Annotated in this window: 15 protein-coding genes and 1 pseudogene; 5 read left to right on the top strand and 11 right to left on the bottom strand. The window is 67.9% G+C overall.

The genetic code is table 11. The features are described 5' to 3' along the window. Positions 1-13: 13 nt before the first annotated feature. From M8A51_RS19720 to M8A51_RS19730, 3 genes are read right to left on the bottom strand one after another with little or no spacing between them, the layout of a single operon-like run. Positions 14-1,150, bottom strand: a complete 1,137-nt coding sequence (locus tag M8A51_RS19720; protein ID WP_251780246.1) for a PilT/PilU family type 4a pilus ATPase — start codon at positions 1,148-1,150, stop codon at positions 14-16. A gap of 39 nt (positions 1,151-1,189) precedes the next feature. Beyond that, positions 1,190-1,837, bottom strand: coding sequence for a cyclic nucleotide-binding domain-containing protein (locus tag M8A51_RS19725; RefSeq protein WP_251780247.1), 648 nt, complete (start codon positions 1,835-1,837; stop codon positions 1,190-1,192). A gap of 34 nt (positions 1,838-1,871) precedes the next feature. Next, positions 1,872-2,915: a type IV pilus twitching motility protein PilT gene (locus M8A51_RS19730; protein WP_251780248.1), complete on the bottom strand. Its 1,044-nt coding sequence runs from the start codon at positions 2,913-2,915 to the stop codon at positions 1,872-1,874. Positions 2,916-2,983: 68 nt separating this feature from the next. On the opposite strand from M8A51_RS19730, the gene M8A51_RS19735 reads away from it, so the two are divergent. Beyond that, complete coding sequence (locus M8A51_RS19735) at positions 2,984-3,670, top strand: YggS family pyridoxal phosphate-dependent enzyme (RefSeq protein ID WP_251780249.1); 687 nt, start codon at positions 2,984-2,986, stop codon at positions 3,668-3,670. Positions 3,671-3,771: 101 nt separating this feature from the next. On the opposite strand, the gene M8A51_RS19740 is transcribed toward M8A51_RS19735, so the two are convergent. Continuing rightward, positions 3,772-4,254: an Lrp/AsnC ligand binding domain-containing protein gene (locus tag M8A51_RS19740; RefSeq protein WP_251780250.1), complete on the bottom strand. Its 483-nt coding sequence runs from the start codon at positions 4,252-4,254 to the stop codon at positions 3,772-3,774. Between the two features lie 136 nt (positions 4,255-4,390). Between M8A51_RS19740 and M8A51_RS19745 the strand changes: the two genes are divergently transcribed. Further along, a complete protein-coding gene (locus M8A51_RS19745; protein ID WP_251780251.1) occupies positions 4,391-7,360 on the top strand; it encodes an L-glutamate gamma-semialdehyde dehydrogenase in 2,970 nt (989 codons plus the stop codon). Between the two features lie 16 nt (positions 7,361-7,376). Beyond that, the gene (gene proC, locus M8A51_RS19750) at positions 7,377-8,195 is read left to right on the top strand and encodes a pyrroline-5-carboxylate reductase (protein WP_251780252.1); all 819 of its coding nucleotides are present in this window, start codon (positions 7,377-7,379) and stop codon (positions 8,193-8,195) included. A gap of 499 nt (positions 8,196-8,694) precedes the next feature. Here proC and M8A51_RS19755 read toward each other — a convergent pair. From M8A51_RS19755 to M8A51_RS19785, 7 genes and pseudogenes are all read right to left on the bottom strand, one after another. Continuing rightward, a pseudogene (locus tag M8A51_RS19755) lies at positions 8,695-9,165 on the bottom strand (FxDxF family PEP-CTERM protein); the annotation flags it as partial. A gap of 252 nt (positions 9,166-9,417) precedes the next feature. After that, positions 9,418-10,278 carry a 4-hydroxybenzoate octaprenyltransferase gene (gene ubiA, locus M8A51_RS19760; RefSeq protein ID WP_251780254.1) on the bottom strand — a complete coding sequence of 287 codons (861 nt, stop codon included), beginning with the start codon at positions 10,276-10,278 and terminating at the stop codon, positions 9,418-9,420. Between the two features lie 172 nt (positions 10,279-10,450). Continuing rightward, positions 10,451-10,954: an anti-virulence regulator CigR family protein gene (locus tag M8A51_RS19765; protein ID WP_251780255.1), complete on the bottom strand. Its 504-nt coding sequence runs from the start codon at positions 10,952-10,954 to the stop codon at positions 10,451-10,453. A gap of 45 nt (positions 10,955-10,999) precedes the next feature. After that, positions 11,000-12,361: a reverse transcriptase family protein gene (locus tag M8A51_RS19770; RefSeq protein WP_251780256.1), complete on the bottom strand. Its 1,362-nt coding sequence runs from the start codon at positions 12,359-12,361 to the stop codon at positions 11,000-11,002. Between the two features lie 191 nt (positions 12,362-12,552). Then, positions 12,553-13,077: a Dps family protein gene (locus M8A51_RS19775; RefSeq protein ID WP_251780257.1), complete on the bottom strand. Its 525-nt coding sequence runs from the start codon at positions 13,075-13,077 to the stop codon at positions 12,553-12,555. Positions 13,078-13,140: 63 nt separating this feature from the next. Further along, positions 13,141-14,061: a LysR substrate-binding domain-containing protein gene (locus M8A51_RS19780; protein WP_251780258.1), complete on the bottom strand. Its 921-nt coding sequence runs from the start codon at positions 14,059-14,061 to the stop codon at positions 13,141-13,143. A 150-nt stretch (positions 14,062-14,211) separates the two neighbouring features. After that, complete coding sequence (locus tag M8A51_RS19785; protein WP_251780259.1) at positions 14,212-14,955, bottom strand: AraC family transcriptional regulator; 744 nt, start codon at positions 14,953-14,955, stop codon at positions 14,212-14,214. Between the two features lie 91 nt (positions 14,956-15,046). Between M8A51_RS19785 and M8A51_RS19790 the strand changes: the two genes are divergently transcribed. Both M8A51_RS19790 and M8A51_RS26605 read left to right on the top strand, forming a co-directional pair. Continuing rightward, complete coding sequence (locus M8A51_RS19790; protein ID WP_251780260.1) at positions 15,047-15,499, top strand: gamma-glutamylcyclotransferase family protein; 453 nt, start codon at positions 15,047-15,049, stop codon at positions 15,497-15,499. Further along, on the top strand, positions 15,496-15,813 hold the full coding sequence (locus tag M8A51_RS26605; RefSeq protein WP_368408574.1) for an MGMT family protein: 318 nt from the start codon (positions 15,496-15,498) through the stop codon (positions 15,811-15,813). The genes M8A51_RS19790 and M8A51_RS26605 overlap by 4 nt, the downstream gene beginning before the upstream one ends. The last annotated feature ends 38 nt before the right edge of the window (positions 15,814-15,851 follow it).

Genomic DNA, 15,851 nt, shown 5'->3' on the forward strand with positions numbered 1-15,851 from the left:
AAAGCGGCGACGATCAGACGATCGTCAGGTGCTCGGTGCCGGCCGCCAGATCGCTGCTGCGGGCGCGGTTGCTGTTGAGCTTGATCTGCAGGCGCAGGTCGTTGACCGAGTCGGCATTGCGCAGCGCGTCTTCGTAGGTCACGACGTTGCCTTCGTACAGGTCGAACAGCGACTGGTCGAAGGTCTGCATGCCGAGCTCGCGGCTCTTCTTCATGATTTCCTTGATCTCGGCGACCTCGCCCTTGAAGATCAGCTCGGAGATCAGCGGCGTGTTCAGCATGATCTCGACCGCAGCGGCGCGGCCCTTGCCTTCCTGGCGCGGCAGCAGGCGCTGCGAGACCATCGACTTCAGGTTCAGCGACAAGTCCATCAGCAGCTGCGCACGGCGTTCTTCGGGGAAGAAGTTGATGATGCGGTCGAGCGCCTGGTTGGCGCTGTTGGCGTGCAGCGTGGCCATGCACAGGTGGCCGGTCTCGGCGAAGGCGACCGCGTGTTCCATGGTTTCGCGGTCGCGGATCTCGCCCATCAGGATCACGTCGGGCGCTTGGCGCAGCGTGTTCTTCAGCGCCTGCTCCCAGCCGTCGGTGTCGAGCCCCACTTCGCGTTGCGTGACGATGCAGTTCTTGTGCGGGTGCACGAACTCCACCGGGTCTTCGATCGTGATGATGTGGCCGTGGGAGTTCTCGTTGCGGTAGTCGACCATGGCTGCCAGCGTGGTCGACTTGCCCGAGCCGGTGGCACCCACCATGATGACCAGCCCGCGCTTGGTCATCGTGATTTCCTTGAGAACCTGCGGCAGACCCATCGAGTCGATGGTCGGCAGCGTCTGCGGAATCACCCGCATCACGAGGCCGACGCTGCCCTGCTGCACGAAGGCGTTGACCCGGAAGCGCCCCACCCCCTGCGGTGCCACCGCGAAGTTGCATTCCTTGGTGCGCTCGAATTCGGCCGCCTGCTTGTCGTTCATGATCGAACGCGCGAGCGCCAGCGTGTGCTGGCCGGTCAGCGGCTGCGGCGACACCTTGGTGACCTTGCCGTCGACCTTGATGGCCGGCGGAAAGTCGGCCGTGAGGAACAAGTCGGAGCCGTTGCGCGCAATCATCAGGCGCAGCAGGTCGTTGATGAATTTGGAGGCCTGGTCTCTTTCCATGCGTCGGTCCGATCGATGGCGGCGAAAAAAAGGGGGGCGTCAGCCGCGCGACAGCAGCGCACTCAGCCGGGCGCTCACCTGCCGCAAGCGCAGCGACAGGCGCCGCGCGAGCGACGCCAGCAGGGCCAGCCCGAGGCGGGGCTCCTGCATGATCATCTGGTCCAGGCCCTGTGCATCGACCACCGCGAGCACGCAGGGCGTCAGCGTGGTGCAGGCCGAAAAACGCGAGCCGGCGTCGAGCAGCGACATTTCGCCGAGCATGTCGCCGGCGCGTGCTTCTGCCAGGCGGGCACGGCCGCCCCAGGGTTGCACGCGGTCGACCGCCAGCGTGCCGTCGAGCACGATCAGCATGTAGTCACCCTGCTCGTCCTGACCGATCACTTCCTTGTCGGCCGGCACCTGCACGAAGTCGAGGTACCGGCTCATGCGGTCGAGCTCGTCCTTGCTGAGCGCCGCGACATAGCGGTCGACGCCCCACAGCTCGGCAAAGCGGTCGGCGCCGCGCTGGCGGTCGTACGGTTGCGCCTCGACCTCCTTCGCACGGGTCTTCCAGCTCGCGATGTCCTGGGGGTCGTCGGAACGTTCCTGGAACATGGTGGAGAAGAAGCCGGAGTCGTCGGGTGAGAGGTCGGGACTCGCGCCGGAAGAGGGTGCGCCGCCTTTGAGTTTCTCGATGAGTTTCTTCATGGGGTGAGCGAACTCGTCGGCGGCGGCGTGACGTTCAGCCGGGGAAGTTCTCGGGGAACTTGGCCTTGGCGCGCGCTTCCGCCGGGGAAATCACGTTGCGCCGCACCAGGTCGGTGAGGTTCTGGTCCAGGGTCTGCATGCCCATGCTGTTGCCGGTCTGGATCGACGAGTACATCTGGGCGATCTTGTTCTCGCGGATCAGGTTGCGGATGGCCGCGTTGCCCAGCATGATTTCATGCGCCGCGACGCGGCCGGAGCCGTCCTTCAGCTTGCACAGCGTCTGCGAGATCACCGCGACGATCGATTCGGACAGCATCGCGCGCACCATGTCCTTTTCGGCGGCCGGGAACACGTCGACCACGCGGTCGATGGTCTTGGCCGCGCTCGAGGTGTGCAGCGTACCGAACACCAGGTGGCCGGTTTCGGCCGCGGTGAGCGCCAGGCGGATGGTTTCGAGGTCGCGCATCTCGCCGACGAGGATGGCGTCGGGGTCTTCGCGCAGCGCCGAACGCAGCGCGTTGCTGAAGCTGAGCGTGTGGGGCCCGACCTCGCGCTGGTTGACCAGGCACTTCTTCGACTCGTGCACGAATTCGATCGGGTCCTCGACCGTCAGCACGTGGCCGTATTCGTTCTCGTTGAGGTGGTTGACCATCGCCGCCAGCGTGGTCGACTTGCCCGAGCCGGTCGGGCCGGTGACCAGCACCAGGCCGCGCGGCTTCAGCGCCAGCTCGGCGAACACCTTGGGCGTGTTGAGCTGCTCCAGCGTCAGGATCTTCGACGGAATGGTCCGGAACACGGCGCCGGCACCGCGGTTCTGGTTGAACGCGTTGACGCGGAAGCGCGCCAGGCCCTGGATCTCGAACGAGAAGTCGCACTCCAGCGTTTCCTCGTACGCCTTGCGCTGGGCGTCGTTCATGATGTCGTACACCATGTCGTGCACCTGCTTGTGCTCGAGCGGGTCGACATTGATGCGGCGCACATCGCCGTGCACGCGGATCATCGGTGGCAAGCCGGCGGACAAGTGCAGGTCGGAGGCCTTGTTCTTGACCGAGAAGGCCAACAGCTGGGTGATGTCCATGGGTGCTTTTTTTGCCGGCGTGCGCCGCCGTGTAGGAAGGGCCTGGGAGGCAGTAAGCTCGCGCCATTATGGCGACGATTGCAGAGAACATACAACAAGTGCGGCAGCGCATCGCCGGGGCCTGTGCCGAGGCGCAACGCGACGTGCAAAGCGTCACGCTGCTCGCCGTGAGCAAGACGTTTCCCGCCGACAGCGTGCGCGAGGCGGTGCACGCCGGGCTGCACCGCTACGGCGAGAACTACGTGCAGGAGGCGGTCGACAAGATGCAGGCGCTGGCCGACCTGCGCGCGCAGCTCGAATGGCATTTGATCGGCCCGCTGCAAAGCAACAAGACGCGCGTGGTCGCCGAGCACTTCGACTGGGTGCACTCGGTCGACCGGCTGAAGATCGCCGAGCGCCTGTCGGCCCAGCGCCCCGCCCACCTGCCGCCGCTGCAACTGTGCCTGCAGGTCAACATCAGCGGCGAAGACAGCAAGAGCGGCCTCGCCCCCGCCGAGGTGCCCGACGTGGCCCGCCAGGTGGCCGGCCTGCCCCATGTGAAGCTGCGCGGCCTGATGGCCATCCCGGAGCCCGCCGGCGACCTCGACGCCCGGCGCCGCCCGCACCGCGCGCTGCGTGAACTGATGGAGTCGCTGAACCAGGAAGGCCTGGTGCTCGACACCCTGTCGATGGGCATGAGTGCCGATCTCGAAGCCGCGATCCTCGAAGGCGCCACCGTGGTGCGCATCGGCACCGCCCTCTTCGGGAGGAGATAGCCCCCCCCTACGGCCTGCGGCCGCCCCCCAGGGGGCGATGCTGGCGGACCGGCAGAGCCGGATCCGCGGCATCACTCGAAGGGTCGCACCTGGGAGCGGGGCTAAATCGGAAGCATCGCGGTGTTCTTGACCTCTTCCATCACCGCGTAGGTGTGGGTCTCGCGCACGCCGGGCAGCGACCAGATCACCGAGCCGATCAGCTCGCGGTAGGCCTGCATGTCGGCCACGCGGGTCTTGATCAGGTAGTCGAAACCGCCGGCCACCAGGTGGCATTCCAGGATTTCCGGCCGGGTCTGCACGGCGGCCTTGAAGGCGTTCATCACGTCGGGCGTGGTGCGATCCAGCACCACCTCCACGAAAACCATCATGCTGGCGCTGAGCTTCTGCGGGTTCAGGCGCGCCTCGTAGCCGAGGATGTAGCCGTCACGGGTCAGGCGCTTGACGCGCTCCAGCACCGCGGTCGGTGACAAATGCACGGCTTCGGCGAGTTTCAGGTTCGCTATTCGCCCATCCTGCTGCAGGACCCGAAGTATCTTGCGATCGATCTTGTCGAGCTCGTTGAAATCGGTGGCCCCGTTTTTCATACTTGATTTTCCCCCGTCTCCTGCCTATTGAATGGTGAATGATGCTAGGTCAAAGGCCATAACCTAGCAAGTCATGCAAAACCCTGAGGCATAGACGATGTCCGCCGACCCCCGCTTCCCTGCCCCGCCGCCCCGCATGCGGCTCCCCCGTCCCGACCGCCCGGAAGCCGAGGTGGTCCACGCCCTGCTCGAGCGGCCCCGGCTGGGGTGGGACCAGGTGCGTCTGGCGGCCACCCCCTGGGTGCAGGCGGTGCGTGACAAGCCGGCGCCGTTCTGGGCGATGGAATCGCTGCTGAAGGAATACCCGCTGTCGCGCCCGGAAGGCTTGGCGCTGATGCGGCTGGCCGAGGCCCTGCTGCGCGTGCCCGACACCGAGACCGCGATGGCCCTGACCGCCGACCAGCTCGGCCGCGCCGATTTCGACACGCCGTCGGGCGGGCACCACCCGGTGCTGGCGAGCCTGTCGGCCAACGCGATCGCGCTGACGAAAAAACTGCTGCCCGGCGACGGCGCGCAGCCAGGAGTGATCCAGCGCCTCGGCGCGCAAACGGTGGTGGCCGCCGCCGTGCGCGCGCTGCAGTTGCTGGGGCGGCAGTTCGTGCTCGGCCGCAACATCGCCGAGGCCCAGCGCGAGGCGCAATCGCAGCGCGGCGACCACCCGGCGTTGCGCTTCAGCTTCGACATGCTGGGCGAAGGCGCCCGCACCGAGCAGGATGCCGAACGCTATCTCGCGTCCTACCGCAACGCCATCGAGCAGATCGCCCGTCAGAACCCCGCCGACGGCCGGCCCGAAAGCTCCGACGGCATCTCCATCAAGCTGAGCGCGCTCTACTCGCGCTACGAGGAATCGCAACGCGAGCGGGTGTTCGAGGTGCTGCTGCCGCGCGTGTGGTCGCTGGTGGAACTGGCGGCCCAGGCCCACATCAACCTGACCATCGACGCCGAGGAAAGCGAGCGGCTGGAGTTGTCGTTGGACGTGCTCGAGTCGTTGGCAGCCCGCATTGCGCAGCAGTTCCCGCAGTGGCAGGGCTTCGGCCTGGCGGTGCAGGCCTACCAGACCCGATCGCTGGAGACGGTGCAGGAAGTGGCCCGCATCGCCAAGACCCACGGCCTGCGGCTGATGGTGCGCCTGGTCAAGGGCGCCTACTGGGACGGCGAGATCAAGCGCGCCCAGGAACTCGGCCTGGCCGGCTACCCGGTGTTCACGCACAAGCAGCACACCGACCTGGCCTACCTGGCCTGCGCACGCGTGCTGCTCGACCATGCGCCGCGGATCTACCCGCAGTTCGCCACGCACAACGCCGGCACCATCGCCGCCATCCTGCAACTGGCCCGCGAACGCGGCGCCGCGTTCGAGATGCAGCGCCTGCACGGCATGGGTGAGAGCCTCTATCGCGAGGTGCTGAAGGGCGGGCAGGTGCCGTTGCGCATCTACGCCCCGGTCGGCGAGCACCGCGACCTGCTCGCCTACCTGGTGCGCCGCCTGCTGGAGAACGGCGCCAACTCGTCCTTCGTGCACCAGCTGGCCGACCAGAACGTGTCGCCCGAGGCGCTGCTGGTGTCGCCCTTCAACCTGCAGCCCGAGCCCAGCCTGCCGCTGCCGCTGGCGCTGTACGGCCCGGGCCGACGCAACTCGCTGGGCGTGGACCTGGCCTGCGCGGCCGAGCGCGAGCCGTTGTTCGCGGCCGCCGAACGCACCAGCGTGCCCACCATTGCCGAAGCCGGCGCGGCAACCGTCGACGCCGCCATGCGCTCGCTGCAGGCCGGCTTCGACCGCTGGGACGGCCGGCCCGTCGCCGAGCGCGCCGCGGTGCTGCGCCGCGCGGCGGATGCGCTCGAAGCCCGCATGCCGGAGTTCTGCGGCCTGCTGGTGCGCGAGGCCCACAAGGTGATGGCCGACGCGGTGCCCGAGGTGCGCGAAGCGGTGGACTTCCTGCGCTACTACGCCGCGCAGGCCGAGCGCCAGCTGGTCCCGCAGACCCTGCCCGGGCCGACCGGCGAATCGAACGAACTGCACCTGCACGGGCGCGGCGTGTTCGTCTGCATCAGCCCGTGGAACTTCCCGCTCGCGATCTTCGTCGGCCAGGTGGCGGCGGCACTCGTCGCCGGCAACGCGGTGGCGGCCAAGCCGGCCGAGCAGACGCCTGCGGTCGCACAGCGCATGGTGGAGCTGCTGCACGAGTGCGGCGTACCGGCCGACGCGCTGCAATTGCTGCACGGCCCGGGCGACACCGTGGGCGCCGCACTGGTGCGTGACCCGCGCTGCGCCGGCGTGGCCTTCACCGGCTCGACCCAGGTCGCCAAGCTGATCCAGCGCAGCCTGGCCGACAAGGACGGCCCCATCGTGCCGCTGATCGCCGAGACCGGCGGCATCAATGCCATGGTGGTCGATTCCACCGCGCTGGCCGAGCAGGTGGCCGACGCCGTCGTGCAAAGCGCGTTCCGCTCCACCGGGCAGCGCTGCTCGGCACTGCGCCTGCTGTGCGTGCACGAGCGCATCGCCGACGGGCTGCTGGAGATGCTGCGAGGCGCCATGCAGGAGCTGGTGGTCGGCGACCCGGTGCAATGGATTACCGACGTGGGCCCGGTGATCGACGCCGAGGCACACGAGAACCTCGCGCGCCAGGTGCGGCGGCTCGACGCCGAGGCGCGCCTGATCGCGCGCACGCCGGTGCCGGCCGGCCTGGACGGCCGCTACATCGCACCGGCAGCGTACGAGCTGAAGCAGATCGCCGACGTGCGGCAGGAGATCTTCGGCCCGGTGCTGCACGTGGTGCGCTGGGGCTCGGGCGAGCTGGCCACGGCCGAAGCGGTGGTGGAGCGCATCAACGCGCTCGGCTACGGCCTGACGCTGGGCGTGCAGACGCGCATCGACGGCCGCGCGCAGCAGATCGCCCGGCACGCGCGGGTCGGCAACGTCTACGTCAACCGCAACATGATCGGCGCGGTGGTGGGTGTGCAGCCGTTCGGCGGCGAGGGATTGAGCGGCACGGGACCGAAGGCGGGCGGTCCGCACTACCTGCTGCGCTTCTGCAGCGAGCAGACGGTGACGGTCAACACCGCGGCGGCCGGCGGCAACGCGACGCTGCTCGCCGGCGGGCATTGATCCGTACACTGCCGGCATGAACACCTCCACTGCAATTGCCTTCATCGGCGGCGGCAACATGGCCAGCGCCGTCATCGGCGGCCTGCGCGCGAATGGCCGGCCTGCGTCGGACCTCCTCGTGGTCGAGCCCCATGCCGAGCAGCGCGCGCGGCTGGCGCAAGAGCATGGCGTGCAGGCGCTCGAATCGGCAGGCCCCGAACTGGCGCGGGCGGGCACCGTCGTGTGGGCCGTCAAGCCCCAGCTTTTCAAGGCGGCGGCCGCACCGTGCGCGCCGCACGTGTCGGCGGCGCTGCACCTGAGCGTGATGGCCGGCATCCGCAGCGACGCCCTCGTCGCGGCCACCGGCAGCACCCGCGTGGTGCGCTCGATGCCCAACACGCCGGCGCTGATCGGCGAAGGCATTTCAGGGCTGTATGCGCGCGCCGAGGTGACGCCGGCCGAGCGCGGCGCGATCGAGCAGCTGCTCGCGCCGACCGGCCGCACGGTGTGGGTGGAGCACGAAGCCGACCTCGATGCGGTGACCGCGGTGTCGGGCTCCGGGCCGGCCTATGTCTTCTACTTCATCGAGGCGATGATCGAAGCCGCGCAGGCGATGGGCCTGAGCGCCGAGCAAGGCAAGCAGCTGGCGCTGGCGACGTTTGCCGGGGCCACCGAACTGGCGCGGCGGTCCACCGAACCGCCCGAGGTGCTGCGCGAGCGCGTCACGTCCAAGGGCGGCACCACCTACGCGGCCCTCACGGCGATGGAAGCCGGCGGCATCAAGCCGGCTTTCGTGAAGGCGATGCAGGCGGCGCAGCAGCGGGCGCAGCAGCTGGGCGACGAATTCGGCAGCTGACAGCCCACCCCCTACGCGCTTCGCGCGCCCCCTCCAGGGGGCGACGCTGGCGGACCGGCAAAGCCGGATCCGCGTCACTCGGCCTTGTCCGGTTCGCACGCAACAGCCTTGCGCAGCGCCGCCGATCGCGGTCGCATGGTGCCATCGTCAAAGCGACGCGCCCTCCCGCCGGTGATCGCTGGCGGTGAAGGCGCGCCGGCGGCACGGTGGCGTGCCGCATGACAGCGTCGATGAGGGCCTGTTCACACGACGGAGGGCTGATGCGTTGTTGTCCCGAAGGCCGTGAGCAAGGCGCAAAACGAAGCCGGGTGGGGCGTTGCGAAGCGTCCGTGCGCAATAGCTGTACAGCGCAGCAACGCCATTTGCCGCGCTACGCCTGGTTCGCTGCGCAGACCGGACGGCTTCGCGCGGCACCCGGCGAGGCTTTGCAACGCCGTGCACGGCCTTCGGCGCAACAACCCGAAGGGAGCGAGCCTGCCCTCTGTAGTGTGAACAGGCCCTAGTCTTTCAGGCGCCGGCGCGTCAGCGTCAGCACGATCATCAGCCCGGCGAGCAGCAGGGCATAGGTTTCGGGCTCGGGCACGGCCGACACCAGGCTGTACAGGCCACCCAGGCCGAGGCCGGCCCCGGTCACCAGGTAGTAGTAGTGCCCCGAGGACAGGCCGGCGAAGGTGGTGGGCGACATGCCGGTGCTGCCGTCGAAGCCGAACGAGCCGATCAGTGGGTCGGGGCCGAAGACGTCCTTGAACAGCGAGACGGTGCCACCGGTGATGCCGAACATCGACGGGATGCCGACCGACGCGGCCGACGTGAACAGCGTCGTCGGTGACGTCAGCGTGAACAGGAAAACCTCTTCGAAGGCGCCGGCCGCAACCACATTGCCGCCGGTCTCGATGGTGTCGTGGGCGCCCCAGTCGCCGGGGCCCGGGATCGGGCTGGCGCTGACCGCCGTGGCAGCAACGGCCAGCCCGGCCGCCGCGAGCGCTTGCTTGATCTGGCGTAGCAACGTCATCTTGCACTCCCTGCAGAAATGTTGAGGCGAGCGCGTACCGCAAGGCCCATGCCAACTGCGCCTCACCAGAGACGGGCACATTGCGGCTGCGGTAGTGAAAGATGCGGCTGCGGCGGCGGCGATTGCACGACGCGGCACAAGAATCGGATACAGCGTGCGACCGCGTCGCTTTCCAGGTTGGTGCACCGCAACAAAGGGGTGCAGGCAGCCTCAGGCGAGCCCCGCCACGACGCCGGCGAAGACGGCGAAGCCGACCCAGTGGTTGACCTTGAAGGCGCGGAAGCAGCCGTCGCGCGAACGCTCGCGGATCAGCTGGAAGTGCCAGAGCACCTGGGCGGCGGCCGCTGCAAGCCCCGCGGCATACGCCCAGCCCAGCCCCAGTTGCCAGCCCACCCCGCCCCACACGGCGAGATACGCCGCATACAGCACCATCACCGCAGCCACGTCATGGCGGCCGAAGGTGATGGCCGACGTCCGCAAGCCGATTCTCAGGTCGTCCTCGCGGTCGACCATCGCGTATTCGGTGTCGTAGGCGACCACCCAGAACAGGTTGCCCAGCAGCAGCAGCCACGCCAGCGGCGGCACCTGCTGCTGCACGGCCGCGAAGGCCATCGGGATGCCGAAGCTGAACGCCACGCCGAGCACCGCCTGCGGCATCGAGAAGAAGCGCTTGGTGTACGGGTAGACGATGGCCACCGCCAGCGCGAAGAACGACCACAACACCGTCGGCAGGTTGGTCGTCAGTACCAGCGCGAAGGCCGCCAGCGCCAGCCCGGCGCCGACCACGAGCGCCTCGGACACGGACACCGCACCGCTGGTCACCGGCCGCTGCGTCGTGCGCTGCACGTGGCGGTCGAACTCGCGGTCGGCCACGTCGTTCACCGCACAACCGGCCGAGCGCATCAGCAAGGTGCCCAGCGTGAACACCGCCAGCAGGTGCCAGCCGGGAAAGCCCCCGGCCGCCATCCACAGCGCCGACAGCGTCGGCCACAGCAGCAGCAGCGTGCCGACGGGCTTGTCCCAGCGGATCAGTTGCAGGTACAGCGGGAACTTCAGGCGCAGCGCAGTCATGGGCTGCAGTTTAGGTCGGCCCAACCGTTCGCCGTCTTCTCGACACGCCCCGTCTTCATGTCCACACATGAGGCCGGCTCGACAAGAACACCCGGACCGCGGCCTGCGGCGCTGGATGAACCGGCCGACGAACAGGCCGACTGCGCGCCCGGTTCGACGTCCGGCACGGCGCTCAAAACACGTCGAACAACACGTCCGCGATGATCAGCGTCGCGATCGCGACCAGCACCAGATCGGTACCGACCACGCGCCACTCATAGCCCGGGTGCACCGGCAGCCGGGCCACCAGTGCCGGCGGCGCCATCTTCTTCGCGATGCCGGGCGGCAGCGGCTTGCCGCGCGCGAGGTTCTTGCGGATGCCGGGCGGCAGCGACTGGTAGCTGCCCTTCCGGATACCGACTTCGACCGCGAGATGGCGCGCACTGCTGACCGTGATGCCGGCGGTGACCAGCGTGCCGCCACTGCCTGGCCCGCCGGCCGGCTTGCCCAATCCCGCGGCCTGCTTCGTGCCGCCTTTTTTCTCGTGTTTGCCGGGGCCGCCCTTGGCCCCGTTGCCGCCCTTGTCGGGGCCTTTGTCTTCAGGCGGTTTCGCCCACAGCGGAAAGCCGGGCACAGCGAGGGCAGCGGTCAGACCGCGGATCAGCGTGCGCCGACCCGGACGTGGCGATGGAGACATGGAGCATCCTTAGTGGGTCAAAATCCCACGAAAACGGTGTCCAGTTTACGAGGAAGCACGTTCCTGCGGTACGGCGGGAACGTCGAGCCGCTGCAACAACTCGCGCAGCACGCTCGCTTTGGCTGGATTCAGTTGCATGGCCCAGGCTACGCGACCTCGCAAGTATTCGCTCACTTCACCGCCGCCGGGAGCGTCGACATGGTCCAGGCCGCGGGTCAGCGCCCGGTGCAGCATGGCCTTCAGGCGGTCGAACTCGGCCCTCGGCAGGTTGGTGTGCCGGTTCACGACGATGCCGCAGACCTGCTGCCGACGTCCGGCACGCAGCACCTGGGTCTTGCGGTGCTGCAGCGCGAAGCCTTCGTCGAGTGCCGCACGCGCCACCTGCAGTTGCAGCCGCGCGGCCTGGCGTGCCAGCGAGGCATCGCCGGAGAAGACGAGGTCGTCCGCGTAGCGGCTGTAGCCGGCGCCGAACGCCTCTGCGAGGCCTGCCAGGCGCAGATCGAGCGAGAAGGCGCACAGGTTGGCGAGCGCCGGGGAAGTCGGCGCACCTTGCGGCAGGTGCGCGTCGCGCAGCCGCTGCGCCTGCCGCCATGTCAGAGCGCCCAGGCCTCGCAGCCGCTCCAGCACCGGCTCGGGCGTGGCCACCGTGCACAGCGCGGTCAGCACCCGGGCCACCGGCGCCGGGTAGCCGAGCGTGCGCCAGGTCGCATGGACGCGCGAGGCGGTCACGCTGGCGAAGAAGTCCTGCAGGTCGAAACGCACGACGACCGCGCGGCCGACGTGCTGCTGCGCATGCGTGACGACGGAGCGGCCGGGCACGTAGCCGTGCACCGCCTGATGCACCGGCACCTGGGCCAGCGCCCCGTCGAGCACGCGGCGCTGCAGCGCCTTCAGGTGCGGCTCGGGTGCTTCGAGCAGGCGCCAGCCGCCGCTGCGCTTGGGAGACGGGATGAAACGGTAATGCTGCTCGTGCAGCGGCCGGCGGCGCTGCCACCCTTCGGGCAGCGAGAGCCGCCACAGGGCCTGCGGCGTGAGCTGCAGCCAGGCCGCCAGATCGCCCGGCGCGGGCCACGGCGGCAGCAGCAGGCCGTCGAGCCCGAGCGGACGGGGATGCATCTGCGCCCAGGGTCGAAGGATGTAGCGCCGGATGCGCGGGCCCCGCATCACCTCCCAGGCCTGCAGGAAATGCGCGTCGTGGGCCAGCCAGGCCGCCAGCGATCCGATCGAGTGCTGCTGCCAGCGGTGAGCCGGCCACTGGCCCAGGCGCTCGGCCAGGCCGTGCATCCACTCAGCAGGTGCGTCGACGCACTCCACCAGCCGCGCGTGCAGGGCATGCTGCTCGCGCGAGCCGGCCAGCAGCGTGCGCGCGATGCCCAGGGCAGCAAAGTGGACGGACCCGGCGTTCATGGTGAGGTGCGGCGCACCCGCCAACCTGCAGGTGATGCGTGAGCTGTCCGGCACACCGTGCCGACCCGCTCACGCCCTGATGGGAACACATGAAAAATCACCATGGGGAAGCCCCATGGCGCGAAGCTGCACAGGTCAGCATTCGCCATACCCTAGGCGGGCGGCCGCGGGCGGATGATAGCCAGGACCGCTCAGGCTTCCAGCAGGCTGCGCAGCATCCAGGCCGACTTCTCGTGCACGTCCAGCCGTTGCGTCAGCAGGTCGGCCGTGGGCTCGTCGGAAGCCTTGTCGACGGTGGGGAACAGGCCGCGCGCGGTGCGGGCCACGCCTTCGTTGCCCTGCACCAGGATGCGGATCATCTCGTCGGCTTTGGGCGGCTGGCTGGGCACGTCCGGCAGCGAGGTCAGCGCACCGAAGTCCTTGTAGGAACCGGCGGCCACATGACCCAGTGCACGGATGCGCTCGGCGATCGGATCGACCGCGTTCCACAGCTCGGTGTACTGCGCCATGAACATCGCGTGCAGCGTGTTGAACATCGGCCCGGTGACGTTCCAGTGGAAATTGTGCGTGGTCAGGTAGAGCGTGTAGGTGTCGGCCAGCAGGCGGTTCAGGCCTTGCGCGATGGCCGCGCGGTCCTTGTCGGCGATGCCGATGTTCACCGGCATCCCGGCCAGCGTTGCAGCGGAAGCGGACGTCTTCACCTTGTTCTTCGCCATCGGGCTTACTCCTGTTCGTTGGGACGGTTCGATGCAGTCTAGGCGCACGTTGTGGCGCGCGCGTTACGAAAGCCTGCTCACGCCGGGCAGCTCGCAGGCATAGACGGCGTTGCGCAACGCGGCGATGGCCTCGTAGCGCGTGAAGGTGCGGCGCCATGCCAGCACCACGCGCCGCGTCGGCACCGGCTCGCTGAAGGGAATGTAGGCGACATGCGTCTGCGGTTCCTTGGGCACGCTCAACTGCGGCACCACCGTCAGGCCCATGCCCGAGGCCACCATGTGCTTGATCGTTTCCAGCGACGAGCCTTCGAAGCTCTTGCGGATGCCTTCCGCATCGCTCGAAAAGCGGGCGAACTCGGGGCACACCTCGAGCACATGGTCGCGGAAGCAATGGCCGGTGCCGAGCAGCAGCATGGTCTCGCGCTTGAGTTCTTCCGACGACACGCTGTCGCGCCGGGCCAGCGGGTGGCTGCGCGGCGTCGCAACCATGAAGGGCTCGTCGTACAGCGGCGCCACGGCGAGGCCCGCATCCGGGAAGGGCTCGGCCATGATGGCGCAATCGAGTTCGCCGGTGCGCAGCATGTCCAGCAGCTTGACGGTGAAGTTCTCCTGCAGCATCAGCGGCATCTGCGGCACCATCTCGATCGCGTGCTTGACCAGTTCGGGCAGCAGGTAGGGACCGATGGTGTAGATGATGCCCAGCCGCAGCGGGCCGGCCAGCGGGTCCTTGCCGCGCTTGGCGATCTCCTTGATCGACGACGCCTGGTCGAGCACGGCCTGGGCCTGCCGCACGATCTCTTCGCCGAGCGGCGTGACGCTGACCTCGGTGGCGCCACGCTCGAAGATCTTCACGTCGAGTTCGTCTTCCAGCTTCTTGATCGCGACGCTCAACGTCGGCTGCGAGACGAAGCACGCCTCGGCCGCGCGCCCGAAGTGGCGTTCGCGGGCCACGGCAACGATGTAGCGCAGTTCGGTCAGCGTCATGGCGTTACTCCCGTGCCGGCTTGAAAGCAAAAAACTATCGCGGCCATGGCGCGATTGTGCGCGTGTTGGGAGACGGTGGGTAGTGCGGGCCTGTTGGCGGGCGGGGATCAGTTCACAACGTGGTACGCGCACTGCGAGCGCGGGCCGAACTCAGCGGTCACGGTTTTCCCGAAACGCGCCTGGGCTGCAACCCATGACCGCGCGGAACGCTGCAACATAGCCTGCTGCGCCTGAGAAACCCAGGGCGCTCCCTATGTACTTGATCGGCCGTCCATCGGAGAGCAAGTCAAGGGACGCAACGATACGCGCCCGCTGCCTCCATGTCCTGAAGGGGCTGCCAGTTTGCTCTGCGAAACGCCGGCTGAAAGTTCGCTCGGAGCAGCCCGCCAGGTCGGCGGCCTCCGTCAGGGACATGTTCAGTCTCGGCCGGTCGATGAGCTGTTGGGCGACGCGACGCAATCCGGCGTTCTGAGGAAGCACGAGTTCCGTCGGCAAAGGCTCTGCCTCACACAATGTGTGCAGCAACAACGTGGCGACCATGGTCTGGACATTGTTGTCGCCGGCATTGTGGAAGAGGCGCAGGAGCAGTTCGCGATGCAGCGCCGAGATCGAGATGGCGTGCGCACGGCCTCGGCGGTCTGCCTTCAAGGAGCCCTTCAGCATCGAGGGCTGGAAATAGACCGTCCGCAACTGCGTATCCGACAGCATCCAGATCGAGTGCGGTTCTCCTGCAGGAACCCAGAGGGCCCTTTGAGGGGGCACGGTCCAATGGTTGGATCCGGTTGTGACCTGCATCACGCCTGATACCGCATACACCACCTGAACGGTGCTGTGCCGGTGCTCAGGCAGAAGCGTCCCGCGCGGATGGTGCTTCGCCAGTGCGCGCCAAGGCATTGGCGCTGCTTGGCGCTTGGGCGATATCGGTTGTCTTTCTACGTTCGACATGCTCGCTAGTATCAGCTGCATCAACTACGGAGGAAGCCCTATGGAACAGAAGGAGCAGGTCGCTCGGCAGATTGCTGTTTTCTTCTACGGCAGTTTTATACGGCGCGATGTGATGGCACGAGGAGGTCTGGTTCCGGACCGGATCGAAGTGGCGAGATTGAGTGGATTCGAGATTCACATTTGTCCGCACGCATGCATTGCACCATCAGACCAGCATTCGATCTATGGGATTCTGGTCTGGGCCACACACGACCAGTTGCGTCGGATGTACTCGATGGACGGTGTCGGCGTGTTCTTGCCCGAAGCCGTCTTGGTCGAAACCGCAAACGGCTGCACGCGGCCGGCAATGTGCTACATCCCGCCGGCACGTGGCGACGAACCCGCGGACGTCGAGTACCTTGACCATTTGATTGCCGCTGGTCGAGAGCACGGTTTTCCGACGTGGTACCTCGAGCGCCTCGCCACGTTGGGAGAGTCGTCTCCCGCCGCATGAAGAACCGAAATGCGCTCGTGTGCAAAGTCGCACTGAGCATTCCCCGCGGCTTTGTCGCAACGTACGGCCAAGTTGCCCAACGTGCGGGGCTGGCAGGCGCCGCGCGGCAGGTCGGGTATGCGCTTCACGCGCTGCCTGGCAACAGCCCTGTTCCTTGGCACCGTGTGGTCAACACGCACGGCCAGATCAGTCGACGCAGCGATCCAGGCCCCGAGGTCGAACAGCGAATCAGGCTTGAGTTGGAAGGCGTGCAGTTCGATGCGCGAGGCCGCGTTCTGGCGCATTATTTTGCTTGGAGGCGAGGCCTGGAATGACAGGCTTCGACCGTTCCGTGACGGCGTGCCACACGCCC

It is taken from the genome of Caldimonas mangrovi (assembly GCF_023721835.1).
Lineage (GTDB): Bacteria > Pseudomonadota > Gammaproteobacteria > Burkholderiales > Burkholderiaceae_C > Caldimonas > Caldimonas mangrovi.

Excerpts from the sequence above, each read along its gene's own strand:
- M8A51_RS19720 (WP_251780246.1), bottom strand. The coding sequence starts at position 1,150 with ATGGAAAGAGACCAGGCCTCCAAATTCATCAACGACCTGCTGCGCCTG.
- M8A51_RS19725 (WP_251780247.1), bottom strand. The coding sequence starts at position 1,837 with ATGAAGAAACTCATCGAGAAACTCAAAGGCGGCGCACCCTCTTCCGGC.
- M8A51_RS19730 (WP_251780248.1), bottom strand. The coding sequence starts at position 2,915 with ATGGACATCACCCAGCTGTTGGCCTTCTCGGTCAAGAACAAGGCCTCC.
- M8A51_RS19735 (WP_251780249.1), top strand. The coding sequence starts at position 2,984 with ATGGCGACGATTGCAGAGAACATACAACAAGTGCGGCAGCGCATCGCC.
- M8A51_RS19740 (WP_251780250.1), bottom strand. The coding sequence starts at position 4,254 with ATGAAAAACGGGGCCACCGATTTCAACGAGCTCGACAAGATCGATCGC.
- M8A51_RS19745 (WP_251780251.1), top strand. The coding sequence starts at position 4,391 with ATGCGGCTCCCCCGTCCCGACCGCCCGGAAGCCGAGGTGGTCCACGCC.
- proC (WP_251780252.1), top strand. The coding sequence starts at position 7,377 with ATGAACACCTCCACTGCAATTGCCTTCATCGGCGGCGGCAACATGGCC.
- ubiA (WP_251780254.1), bottom strand. The coding sequence starts at position 10,278 with ATGACTGCGCTGCGCCTGAAGTTCCCGCTGTACCTGCAACTGATCCGC.
- M8A51_RS19765 (WP_251780255.1), bottom strand. The coding sequence starts at position 10,954 with ATGTCTCCATCGCCACGTCCGGGTCGGCGCACGCTGATCCGCGGTCTG.
- M8A51_RS19770 (WP_251780256.1), bottom strand. The coding sequence starts at position 12,361 with ATGAACGCCGGGTCCGTCCACTTTGCTGCCCTGGGCATCGCGCGCACG.
- M8A51_RS19775 (WP_251780257.1), bottom strand. The coding sequence starts at position 13,077 with ATGGCGAAGAACAAGGTGAAGACGTCCGCTTCCGCTGCAACGCTGGCC.
- M8A51_RS19780 (WP_251780258.1), bottom strand. The coding sequence starts at position 14,061 with ATGACGCTGACCGAACTGCGCTACATCGTTGCCGTGGCCCGCGAACGC.
- M8A51_RS19785 (WP_251780259.1), bottom strand. The coding sequence starts at position 14,955 with ATGCCTTGGCGCGCACTGGCGAAGCACCATCCGCGCGGGACGCTTCTG.
- M8A51_RS19790 (WP_251780260.1), top strand. The coding sequence starts at position 15,047 with ATGGAACAGAAGGAGCAGGTCGCTCGGCAGATTGCTGTTTTCTTCTAC.
- M8A51_RS26605 (WP_368408574.1), top strand. The coding sequence starts at position 15,496 with ATGAAGAACCGAAATGCGCTCGTGTGCAAAGTCGCACTGAGCATTCCC.